9 protein-coding genes are annotated in these 11,820 nt (G+C 68.4%); 8 read left to right on the plus strand and 1 reads right to left on the minus strand.

Annotated elements, in window-relative coordinates:
• Positions 1-5 precede the first annotated feature (5 nt).
• The 6 genes from kdpB to ABNQ39_RS24895 all read left to right on the plus strand — a co-directional run bounded on the left by kdpB (position 6) and on the right by ABNQ39_RS24895 (position 9,936).
• Positions 6-2,114 (plus strand): potassium-transporting ATPase subunit KdpB, encoded by a 2,109-nt coding sequence (gene kdpB / locus ABNQ39_RS24870; protein WP_376963140.1) that lies wholly within the window; start codon positions 6-8, stop codon positions 2,112-2,114.
• Between the two features lie 10 nt (positions 2,115-2,124).
• Positions 2,125-2,742 carry a K(+)-transporting ATPase subunit C gene (locus tag ABNQ39_RS24875; protein WP_376963143.1) on the plus strand — a complete coding sequence of 206 codons (618 nt, stop codon included), beginning with the start codon at positions 2,125-2,127 and terminating at the stop codon, positions 2,740-2,742.
• Positions 2,743-2,875: 133 nt separating this feature from the next.
• Positions 2,876-5,629, plus strand: a complete 2,754-nt coding sequence (locus ABNQ39_RS24880) for a DUF4118 domain-containing protein (RefSeq protein WP_376963146.1) — start codon at positions 2,876-2,878, stop codon at positions 5,627-5,629.
• Positions 5,626-6,324: a response regulator gene (locus ABNQ39_RS24885; protein WP_376963149.1), complete on the plus strand. Its 699-nt coding sequence runs from the start codon at positions 5,626-5,628 to the stop codon at positions 6,322-6,324. The genes ABNQ39_RS24880 and ABNQ39_RS24885 overlap by 4 nt, the downstream gene beginning before the upstream one ends.
• A 530-nt stretch (positions 6,325-6,854) precedes the next feature.
• Positions 6,855-8,615 (plus strand): ABC transporter permease, encoded by a 1,761-nt coding sequence (locus ABNQ39_RS24890; protein ID WP_376963152.1) that lies wholly within the window; start codon positions 6,855-6,857, stop codon positions 8,613-8,615.
• Positions 8,616-8,628: 13 nt separating this feature from the next.
• Positions 8,629-9,936 carry an ABC transporter ATP-binding protein gene (locus ABNQ39_RS24895; RefSeq protein WP_376963155.1) on the plus strand — a complete coding sequence of 436 codons (1,308 nt, stop codon included), beginning with the start codon at positions 8,629-8,631 and terminating at the stop codon, positions 9,934-9,936.
• A gap of 133 nt (positions 9,937-10,069) precedes the next feature.
• Here ABNQ39_RS24895 and ABNQ39_RS24900 read toward each other — a convergent pair whose 3' ends face one another.
• A complete protein-coding gene (locus tag ABNQ39_RS24900) occupies positions 10,070-10,435 on the minus strand; it encodes a hypothetical protein (RefSeq protein ID WP_376963158.1) in 366 nt (121 codons plus the stop codon).
• Positions 10,436-10,714: 279 nt separating this feature from the next.
• On the opposite strand from ABNQ39_RS24900, the gene ABNQ39_RS24905 reads away from it, so the two are divergent.
• Positions 10,715-11,200, plus strand: a complete 486-nt coding sequence (locus ABNQ39_RS24905; protein WP_376963160.1) for a DUF2946 family protein — start codon at positions 10,715-10,717, stop codon at positions 11,198-11,200.
• A 52-nt stretch (positions 11,201-11,252) separates the two neighbouring features.
• Positions 11,253-11,786: a YcnI family copper-binding membrane protein gene (locus tag ABNQ39_RS24910; RefSeq protein ID WP_376963163.1), complete on the plus strand. Its 534-nt coding sequence runs from the start codon at positions 11,253-11,255 to the stop codon at positions 11,784-11,786.
• The last annotated feature ends 34 nt before the right edge of the window (positions 11,787-11,820 follow it).

Raw genomic sequence — 11,820 nt, forward strand, 5'->3', positions numbered from 1 at the left:
CTCCCATGCATGCCAAAAGCAAACGGTCCGGCCGGTCTTCGGCGAGCACCCTGCTGGATCCCGCCATCCTGGTGCCGGCCATCGGCGGCTCCATCGCCAAGCTTTCCCCGCGCCAGATGATCCGCAACCCGGTGATGTTCTGCGTCGAGGTGGTGGCGGTGCTCACCACCCTGCTGGTCCTGCGCGATGCGGTCACGGGTGCCGGGGTTTCCGGCTTCGCCGTCCAGATCGTCGTCTGGCTGTGGTTCACGCTGATCTTCGCCAACTTCGCCGAGGCGGTGGCGGAAGGGCGCGGCAAGGCCCAGGCCGCCAGCCTGCGCAAGACCCGCACCGAGACCAGCGCCAAGAAGCTGGAGAACGGCACCATCCGCACGGTGCCCGCCGCCGCCCTCAAGCCCGGCGACCTCGTGCTGGTCGAAGCCGGCGACATCATCCCGTCCGACGGCGAGGTGGTGGAGGGCGTCGCCTCGGTCAACGAGGCCGCCATCACCGGCGAATCCGCTCCGGTCATCCGCGAGAGCGGCGGCGACCGCTCGGCGGTCACCGGCGGCACCCAGGTGCTGTCCGACCAGATCAAGGTGCGGATCACCGCCGCCCCCGGCTCGACCTTCCTCGACCGCATGATCTCGCTGGTGGAGGGTGCCCAGCGCCAGAAGACCCCCAACGAGATCGCGCTGAACATCCTGCTCGCCGGGCTGACCATCGTCTTCGTCATTGCGGTGGCGACGATCCCCAGCTTCGCCGCCTATGCCGGCGGATCGGTCGGCGTGCTTGTGCTGGTCGCGCTGTTCGTCACGCTGATCCCGACCACCATCGGCGCGCTGCTGTCCGCCATCGGCATCGCCGGCATGGATCGTCTGGTCCGCTTCAACGTGCTCGCCATGTCCGGCCGTGCGGTGGAGGCGGCGGGCGACGTCGACACGCTGCTGCTCGACAAGACCGGTACCATCACGCTGGGCAACCGTCAGGCGGCCGAGTTCCTGCCGGTCGCCGGCGTCGGCGAGGAGGAACTGGCCGACGCCGCCCAGCTCGCCTCGCTGGCCGACGAGACGCCGGAAGGCCGCTCCATCGTCGTGCTCGCCAAGGAGGAATACGGCATCCGAGCCCGCAAAATGGAGGAGATGCACGCCAGCTTCGTCCCCTTCACCGCCCAGACCCGCATCAGCGGCATCGACACCGGGGGCACGGTGATCCGCAAGGGTGCGGTGGACGCGGTGCTGGCCCATGTCGGCGGGTCGCAGCGGGTCGCGGTGTCCGGTGGCCGCAGTGTCGCCGCCCTGCATCCGGCCGCCACCTCGGCGGAGCGTGAAATACTCGCGATATCCGAACGGGTGGCCAAGGCCGGCGGCACGCCGCTGGCGGTGGCCCGCGACGGCCGGCTGCTCGGCATCATCCACCTGAAGGACATCGTCAAGGGCGGCATCCGCGAGCGCTTCGCCGCCCTGCGCCAGATGGGCATCCGCACGGTGATGATCACAGGCGACAACCCGATGACCGCCGCCGCCATCGCCGCCGAGGCCGGGGTGGACGATTTCCTCGCCCAGGCGACGCCGGAGGCCAAGCTCCAGCTGATCCGCGACGAGCAGGCGAAGGGCAAGCTGGTCGCCATGTGCGGCGACGGCACCAACGACGCGCCGGCACTGGCCCAGGCCGATGTCGGGGTGGCGATGAACACCGGCACGGTGGCGGCGCGCGAGGCCGGCAACATGGTCGATCTCGACAGCGACCCGACCAAGCTGATCGAGATCGTCGAGATCGGCAAGCAGCTGCTGATGACTCGCGGCGCGCTCACCACCTTCTCCATCGCCAACGACGTGGCGAAGTATTTCGCCATCATCCCGGCGATGTTCCTCGCCTTCTACCCGCAGCTCCAGGCGCTGAACGTGATGGGGCTGCACAGCCCGGAAAGCGCCATCCTGTCGGCGATCATCTTCAACGCGCTGATCATCGTGGCGCTGATCCCGCTGGCCCTGCGCGGCGTGCGCTACCGCGCCGTCGGTGCCGCCTCTCTGCTGCGCCGCAACCTGCTGATTTACGGCCTTGGCGGCCTCGTGGTGCCCTTCGCCGGCATCAAGGCGATCGACCTGATCGTCACCGCCGCCGGCCTTGTTTGAGGAGCCTGTCATGTTGAAGGATCTGCGTCCCGCCCTGGTGATGACCGTCGCACTGACCGCGATCACCGGGCTTGCCTACCCGCTGGCCGTCACCGGCGTCGCGCAAGTCCTGTTTCCGCATCAGGCCAGCGGCAGCCTGATCGAGCGGAACGGGACAATCGTCGGCTCCAGTCTGATCGGACAGGACTTCACCGGCGCGGACTATTTCCACCCGCGCCCCTCGGCCACCACCGGCGCCGACCCCGCCGATCCGGCCAAGACGGTGCCGGCTCCCTACAACGCGGCGAACTCGATGGGCTCCAACCTCGGCCCGACGAGCAAGGCGCTGGCCGACCGCGTACAGGCCGATGCCGAAAAGCTGAAGGCCGAAAATCCCGGCGTCCCGGTTCCGGTGGAACTGGTGACCACCTCGGGCAGCGGCCTCGACCCCGACCTGTCGCCGGCCGCCGCCGACTTCCAGGTGCCGCGCGTCGCCAAGGCCCGCGGCCTGACGGAAGATGCGGTGCGCAAGCTGGTGGCTGACACCACCGCCCCGCGTCCGCTCGGTTTCCTGGGCGAACCGACCGTCAATGTCCTGGCGCTCAACCTCGCCCTGGATCGGGCGGCCGGCAAAACAGCAGGCAAATAGCCGGCCGGGGCAGTGCAACTGGACTGTCGGAATCGGCTATCCTCCACAACGGCCGGCGGAGTAATCCATAGCCGGACTTGCGGCCGGGTTTGGGACCGCTTCTGGAGCGGGGGGAGCGGAAAGGGACGATGCCATGACCGACGAACAGGGCGAGCGCATTCAGGGCGACCGCGCCGGCCGGCCATCTCCCGACGCGCTGCTCCGTCAGGCGGCGAAGGAAGCGCAGGGGCGGCTCAAGATCTTTCTTGGTGCCGCCCCCGGCGTCGGCAAGACCTTCGAGATGCTGCAAACCGCCCAGGCCAAGCGCCGCGACGGCGTCGACATCGTCGTCGGGGTGGTCGAAACCCACGGCCGGCGCGAGACCGAAGCGCTTGTCGCCGGGCTGGAGGTAGTTCCGCGCCGCGCCATCGAGCACAAGGGCCATGTCCTGACCGAGATGGATGTGGACGCCATCCTCGCCCGCCGCCCGAAAATCGTGCTGGTCGACGAGCTGGCCCACACCAACGCCGACGGCGGACGCCATCCGAAGCGGTATCTCGACGTCGAGGAGCTGCTGGCCGCCGGCATCGACGTCTACACCACCCTGAACATCCAGCATGTCGAAAGCCTGAACGACGTCGTCGCCAAGATCACCCGCGTCCGCGTCCGCGAGACGGTGCCGGATTCGATCCTCGACCGCGCCGACGACATCGAGGTCATCGACATCGCGCCCGACGACCTGATCCAGCGCCTCCAGCAGGGCAAGGTCTATGTCCCGCGCACAGCCGAGCGGGCGATCCGGCATTATTTCTCGCCCGGAAACCTGACGGCACTCCGCGAACTGGCGCTGCGGCGCACCGCCGACCGCGTCGACGAGCAGTTGCTGACGCACATGCAGGCGCACGCCATCTCCGGCCCCTGGGCTGCCGGCGAGCGGCTGCTGGTCTGCATCAACGAGGATGCCAGCGGCGGCGCCCTGGTCCGCTACGCCCGCCGTCAGGCCGAGCGGCTGCGCGCCCGCTGGGGCGCGATCCATGTCGAGACGAGCCGGGCGCTGCGCCTGAGCGAGGCCGACCGCGACCGCATCGCCGACACGCTGCGGCTGGTGGAACGGCTGGGCGGCGAGGCGGTCACGGTGCCCGGCAGCGATGTCGCTGACACCGTCGTCGATTATGCGCTGACCAACAACGTCACGCACATCGTCATCGCCAAATCCACCCGTCCGCGCTGGTCGGAACTGCTACACGGGTCGGTGGCGCACAGCCTGATCCGCCGGGCGGGCGACATCAGCGTGCATGTCATCGCCGCCAGTTCCGGCGCCGCGCTTCCCGCCAGGACGGTCCGGACGGAGGCGGCCCGGCAGCGGGCCTTCGCTTGGTGGCCCTACGTCGCCAGCACGGGCTATGTCGCGGCGGCGCTGGGCGCCGGCCATGTTCTGCACCGGGTGCTGGCCCTCAACAACATGGCGCTGGTCTTCCTGACCGCCGTGCTGGCGAGCGCCGTCACCGGCGGGCTGGCGCCATCGCTCTATGCCAGCGTGATCAGCGTCCTCGCCTTCAACTATTTCTTCCTGCCGCCGCTCTACACCTTCACGATTTCCGATCCCGAGAACATCGTCGCCTTGCTGGTCTTCGCCGTCGTCTCGGTGATCGCCAGCAACCTGACCGCCCGTGTCCGCGCCCAGGCGGTGACCGCGAGGCTCCGCGCCAAGACGACGGAAGACCTCTACCAGTTCAGCCGCAAGCTGGCCGGCGTGGTGACCATGGACGATTTGTTGTGGGCCACCGCCTATCAGATCGCCGCCATGCTGAAGGTCCATGTCGTTCTGCTGCTGCCCGACGGTGAAGCCGGGAAAGGCAGCGTCGCGGTCAGGGCCGGCTATCCGCCGGAGGACGTCATCGAGGATGCCGATCTGGCCGCGGCGGTTTGGGCGTGGGAAAACAACCGACCGACCGGCAAGGGTGCGGACACGCTGCCCGGCGCCAAGTGGCTGTTCCTGCCGATGCGCACCGGGCGGGGCGTCGTCGGGGTGGTCGGCATCGACACCGGCGGCGGAAAGGGGCGGACCGGCGGTTACCTGACACCGGACGAGCGCCGGCTTCTCGACGCGCTGATCGATCAGGCCGCCCTGGCAATCGAACGGGTGACGCTTGCCGAGGATGTCGACCGCAGCAAGCTGGCGGCGGAAACCGAACGGCTGCGCTCGGCCCTGCTCACCTCGATCTCGCACGATCTGCGCACGCCGCTTGCCTCCATCCTGGGCTCGGCGACCAGCCTCGTCGGCTACGGACCGATGATGGACGAGGAGGACCGGCGCGACCTCGCGGCGACCATCCAGGAGGAGGCGGAACGGCTCAACCGCTTCATCGCCAACCTGCTGGACATGACACGGCTGGAATCCGGCGCCATCCGGCCACGGACCGGTGCGGTCGACCTGTCCGAGGTGGTCGGCAGCGCGTTGGAGCGGGTGTCCCGCATTCTCGCCGGCCATCGGGTCGAGGTCGATCTTGCCGCCGGCCTGCCGATGGTGGACATCGATGCCGTGCTGATCGAGCAGGCACTGTTCAACCTGCTCGACAACGCCGGCAAATACGCGCCGGCCGGGTCGACGATCACGGTGCGCGGACGGCAGGACGGTGCCCTCGTCCGCATCGAGGTGCTGGATGAAGGCAGCGGCATTCCGCCCGAGGATGTGGAGCGCATCTTCGACAAGTTCTACCGTGTCCATGCCCAGGACCGGCAGCGTGCCGGCACCGGGCTGGGTCTGGCGATCTGCCGGGGCTTTGTCGAGGCGATGGGCGGGACGGTCACGGCCGGCAACCGCCGCGACCGCAGCGGCGCCGTCTTCACCCTGACCCTCCCCAAGGCCGCCGACCTGTCCGGATATGAAGAGGAAGCCGCCGCATGAAATCGGACTCCATCCCCCTGCGCGTGCTCGTCGTCGATGACGAACCGCCGATCCGGCGCTTCCTGCGCACCAGCCTGACCGCCCAGGGATACGACATCGTCGAGGTGGAGGACGGGACCAAGGCGCTGGAAGAGGTGCGGCGGAATTCCCCCGATCTGCTGGTCCTCGATCTCGGGCTGCCGGGCATCGACGGGCTGGAGGTCATCCGCCGCCTGCGCGGAAGCGGCGTGACCCTGCCGATCATCGTGCTGTCCAGCCGGGTCGACGAGGCCGGAAAGGTCGAGGCGCTCGATCTCGGGGCGGACGACTATGTGACCAAGCCCTTCGGGGTCGAGGAACTGCTGGCCCGCATCCGCACGGCCATGCGCCACAAGCTGCAACAGCAGGGGGAACGGCCGCTGTTCCGCAGCGGCGACCTGACGGTCGATCTGGTCCGGCGCATCGTCACCGTGCGCGGCGAGGATGTGAAGCTGTCGCCGCGCGAATACGACCTGCTGCGGCTTCTGGTGGCGCATGCCGGCAAGGTGCTGACCCACCGCTTCATCCTCAAGGAGGTGTGGGGCGGTGAAACCGACATCCAGTATCTGCGGATCTACATCCGCCAGCTGAGGCAGAAGATCGAACCCGACCCGGAGCGGCCCCACCACATCCTGACCGAGACGGGGGTCGGATACCGGCTGCGCGCGCCCGATTGATGCCCGATTGAGGTGAGTGCGCCTGCCCCGCGGAACGCCCTGAGGTTGCCGCCGGCGCACGGTTTCATGACGATTTGATGACGGGTGGCAGCAAGCCGATTCCCGCTCTTGACCTTGGCCGGGCAGGGGAGTAGAGGGGCGGCATCGTCACCGCATGATCGTTCTTGTCCGCCCCACCCGCCGGGTTGGCGGCCGGATCGAAAAGGCAAGAGATGGACAGCCCCAGTAGTCGATCTACTCACATTCCCCTGACGACGCCGTTCGCGGGCTGACCTCTTGTAAGGGGTCCACCCGCGGCCCGTCGTCTTCGGGCCGATCAGAGGTGGACCATGGTGAAGCTCCTCACCATCCCGGTTTCCATGCGCCGCCGCCCCGACGGGCGCGGGTGCTTTTCCGTGACGGGCGACCTGCGCCCGCCAAGTCGCTGACCCCACGCCACTCCTCCTGAAAATCCGCATCGGCGCCTCTGCCGCGCCGCTACCGTTTTCCTTGCCGGCCGGTCCCGCGACGGGACCGCAGGATGGATCGTCATGGTCTGGATCAACACGAATGTTTCGGTGAAGGCAACCGACGCCGCGCCGAACCGGTGGGACGTGGTCGCCCTGCCGCTGGTCATCGGCCTGCTGGCCCTGCTCGCCATCGGCGGCCATCAGATGGCCCTGCCGCTCGACAGCGTCGAAGAGGTGCCGGTCACGCTGGACCCCTGGATGCTGCCGGAATACGCCCTGCGCTCGACCCTGCGGATGCTGGCGGCGATGGCGGCCTCGCTGCTGTTCACCTTCACCTATGCCACGCTGGCGGCCAAGAGCCGGCGGGCCGGCATGCTGCTCATCCCGGTGCTGGACGTGCTGCAGTCGGTGCCCGTGCTCGGCTACATCTCCTTCACCGTCGTCTTCTTCCTGGGGCTTTTCCCGGGCAGCGTGCTGGGAGCCGAGTGCGCGGCGATCTTCGCCATCTTCACCAGCCAAGCCTGGAACATGGCCTTCAGCTTCTACCAGTCGCTGCGCACCGTTCCGCGCGACCTGGACGAGGCGGCGACCGGCTTCGGCTTTTCCGGCTGGCAGCGCTTCTGGACGCTGGAGGCGCCCTATGCCGCCCCCGGACTGGTGTGGAACATGATGATGTCGATGTCCGGCGGCTGGTTCTTCGTCGTCGCGTCGGAGGCGATCACCGTCGGCGACCACACCATCACCCTGCCCGGCATCGGCTCCTACCTCGCCAAGGCCATCGACGGGCAGCGGCTGGATGCCGTCGGCTGGGCGGTGCTGGCGATGCTGCTGGTCATCCTGGCCTACGACCAGCTGCTGTTCCGCCCGCTGGTCGCCTGGGCCGACAAGTTCCGGGTCGAGCTGACCGGGGCGCAGGAGGTCCCAGAGTCCTGGCTGCTCACCCTGTTCCAGCGCACCCGCTTCTTCCGCGCCCTGTTCGCACCGCTCGACCGCCTGTTCGGCCGGCTGGTCTGGCTGCGCCTGCCGGTGGGCGGGGCGAGCCGCGGTGCGGCGGGCGGCCTGCGGGCGGTCGGCGGGCTGCTCGACCGGGTGCCGGCGCGGGCCGTCGACGTGGTCTGGTATCTGCTGCTGGCGGTGGCGGGCCTGTGGACCGGCTGGTCGATGATCGCCTTCGTCTCGTCCGGCGTCGACTGGGGCGATGTCGGCACCGTGCTTCTGCTCGGCGGCGCCACGCTGCTGCGGGTGATCGTGCTGATCGCGGTGGCGACGCTGGTCTGGGTTCCGCTGGGCGTGCTGATCGGGCTGCGCCCCCGGCTGGCGGAGAAGGTCCAGCCGGCCGCCCAGTTCCTCGCCGCCTTCCCGGCCAACCTGCTGTTCCCGGTCGCGGTGGTCGCCATCGTCCGCTTCGACCTGAACCCGGATGTCTGGCTCAGCCCGCTGATGATCCTCGGCACCCAGTGGTACATCCTGTTCAACGTCATCGCCGGGGCCACCGCCTTTCCCGGCGACCTGAAGGAGGCAGCGGCCAATTTCCGCATCCGCGGCTGGCAATGGTGGCGCGACGTCATGCTGCCGGGCGTCTTCCCCTACTATGTCACCGGGGCGGTCACCGCGTCCGGCGGGTCGTGGAACGCCAGCATCGTGGCGGAGGCGGTAAACTGGGGCGACACCCGGCTGACCGCCCATGGCTTGGGCAGCTACATCGCCCAGGCCACCGAAGCCGGCGATTACCCCCGCATCGTGCTGGGCATCGCCGTCATGTCTCTGTTCGTCATCCTGTTCAACCGTCTGCTGTGGCGTCCGCTCTATGCGTTCGCCGAACGCCGCCTGCGCCTCGCCTGAGGAGGACCCCGCCATGCTGAACACCCGCAACACCACCATCTTCGAGCTGAGCGGCGTCCGTCAGGCCTATGCCAAGCCGTCGGGACAGGATTACGTCGTGCTCGACAATGTCGACCTGACCCTGCGCGACGGCGAGATCGTCGGGCTGCTCGGCCGCTCCGGCTCCGGCAAGTCGACCCTGCTGCGCATCGTCGCCGGGCTGGTCAAGCCGACCGGCGGCTCCGTCCACCATCATGGCGAGCCGGTCGCCGGCCCGACCGACGGGGTGGCGATGGTCTTCCAGACCTTCGCCCTCTTCCCTTGGCTGACGGTGTGGGAAAACGTCATGGCCGGCTTGAAGGCCAAGGGCGTGCCCGCCCGCGAGGCCGAGGCGCGGACCGAGGAGGCCATCGACCTGATCGGCCTGTCCGGCTTCGAATCCGCCTATCCCAAGGAGCTGTCCGGCGGCATGCGCCAGCGGGTGGGGTTCGCCCGCGCGCTGGTGGTCCATCCGGAAATCCTGCTGATGGACGAGCCCTTCTCGGCGCTGGACGTGCTGACGGCGGAGACGCTGCGCACCGACCTGCTCGACCTGTGGATGGAGCGGCGGCTGCCGATCAAGTCGATCCTGATGGTGACCCACAACATCGAGGAGGCGGTGCTGATGTGCGACCGCATCCTGGTCTTCTCCTCCAACCCCGGACGGGTGGCGGCGGAAATCCGGGTGGACATCCCCCACCCGCGCAACCGCCTGGACCCGCAGTTCCGCGCCATGGTGGACGACATCTATGGCCGGATGACCGCGCGCAAGCCGCTGGTGGCGTCGTCGTCGGCGACCAAGCAGCCGCCGGCCCATGCCGTACCGCTGGAGCATGTGTCCACCAACCTGCTGGCCGGCCTGTTGGAGACGCTGGCCTCGCCGGCCTACCATGGCAAGGCCGACCTGCCGCATCTGGCCGCCGCACTCCAGCATGAGATCGACGACCTGTTCCCGATTGCCGAGACGTTGCAGATGCTGGGTCTGGCGGAGGTGGCGGAGGGCGACATCCATCTGACCGAACCCGGCCGGCTGTTCGCCGAATCCGGCCTGGAGGACCGCAAGCGGCTGTTCGCGGAGCATCTGATCCGCTACGTGCCGCTGGCGGCCCACATCCATGGCCTGCTGAAGGAACCGGCGACGCAGCGCGTGCCGAGCAGCCGCATCCGGGCCGAACTGATGCCCTTCATGAGCGAGAGCTATGCCGAGGAGACGCTGAAGGCCGTCACCAGCTGGGCACGCTATGCCGAGCTGTTCACCTACGACGACGAGACCGAGACCTTCGCGTTCGAGGACGCGGACTGAACGGACGGCCGGAGCCGTTCACAGGAGCCGGCCCCGTCACATCAGCGAAAGCCGGATCGGCACCGACGCTTCCCGTCGGCTGTCCGGTCCGGCATCGCCCCGGCACTGTCCGCAGGTCAGAGATGACAGACGATCATTTGCGGGCGCATGTCTTCACATCGTCTTCACTGATCGAAAACGCATAGGCCTCGGTCCCCGACAGGGCGACATTGCGCAGGACGCAGGTGCGCCCCTTCTTGTCCTTCATTCTGACATCCCAGGTCCCCGGCTTGACGTCGCTGAGCTTCAGGCGTTCATCGGCCTCGACCGTCTTGTCCTTGTCGTTCAGCGTCTGGTTCTTGCCCCACTTGTTCGTGCCGGGTTCCGCAAGTTTCAGCTCGGTGATGGTTTCCGTGGTCAGGTTCCAGAACTTCAGCGTGTGGGCCGTCTGGGCCTGCGCCGTCGTGGCGAACGATCCCGTACACAGCAGAAGAATGGGGATCAATCTGTTCCGTTTCATGATTTTTCCTCCCTTGGGTTGCTCACGGCACGCCCGATCTGAGCACAGGCGAGGAAGAAGCGGAATGCGACAATGGGATAAGCTGATTATGCGAGTCGCGTCTCGCGAGTGGCGAGAGGCCACCCAACGGCGGCACAACCCAGGGCACGGGCTGACGGCGACCGCCCGCACATTATCGGGGAGGGTGGTCAAATCGTCCCGCCACCGCCGAATGGCTTGACTGAGCGCGGCTGCGCGTGAAGGTTGGTCGCGGCTTTCCGCAACAGCCGGCTCCCCCGTATGGCCCGCCGCCAGACCGCGCGCAACACGCATGCCTCCCTCCGTACCGGCGCTCCCGCCGGTACGGTCGGACTGCGCCATGCCCTGGTTGGCGGGATTGCCGTGCTGGCTCTGCTGATCCAGGTGGCGGTTCCCGATCTGGCCATGGCGGCACGGGCGCAGGCGGGATTGCCCGCCGGTTTCCTGACCGCCCCGACGGCAGCCGACCATTGCGGCACCCTCCCATCCGATGCACAGGACAGCGAAGGGCTGGCTGGCGGAGACCAGGGCGGCGGAACCCATGACGGGTCCGGCCATCCCGTCATGGATCATGACAGCCTCTGCGCCTTCTGCCTTGTGCTTGGCATCCATGGCCTGCTCCCCGGTTCCGCCGTCGTCCGGCCGCAGGCTGTCCATCGCGTGCCGGTCGCCGCACCGGTTGCCGCCGGCATTCGCCCGGACGACCATTTCCTGACCTGTCTCAATCCCCGCGCTCCGCCGGTGTGACGGCCTGTTTCCCCCGTCATCACCGGACCATCATTCCGTTCAGGAGCGCATCATGACCCGCATCACTTCCCTGGCGCTCGCCGCCGGGACCCTTTGCCTTGCCCTGTCCGCCGGCAGCGCCGCTGCGCATGTCACGCTGGAAACCCGCGAGGCGCCGGCCGGCAGCTATTACAAGGCGGTGCTCAAGGTCGGCCACGGCTGCGACGGCTCGCCGACCACCGCCATCCGCGTCCGCCTGCCCGACGGGGCGGTGCTGGCCAAGCCGATGCCGAAGCCGGGCTGGACCCTGGCGACCAAGGAAGGCCCCTACGCCCAGCCTTATGAGTCGCACGGCCGCAGCATCACCCAGGGGGTCACCGAAATCGCCTGGACCGCCGGCAGCCTGCCCGACGCCTGGTACGACGAGTTCGTCTTTCAGGTCGTGCTGCCCAAACAGCCCGCCGGCACCATGATTTACATCCCGGTGGTGCAGGAGTGCGAGAAAGGCGTCCACCGCTGGATCGAGATCCCCGAAGCCGGCAAACCGGCGGGCGATTATCGCGAGCCGGCACCGGGCCTCAAGCTGACCGAACCCAAGCAGCACTGACGGCGCCCCGGCACCGGCCGGAAGATCGGGCTGC

It is taken from the genome of Azospirillum sp. A26 (assembly GCF_042604635.1).
Lineage (GTDB): Bacteria > Pseudomonadota > Alphaproteobacteria > Azospirillales > Azospirillaceae > Azospirillum > Azospirillum palustre.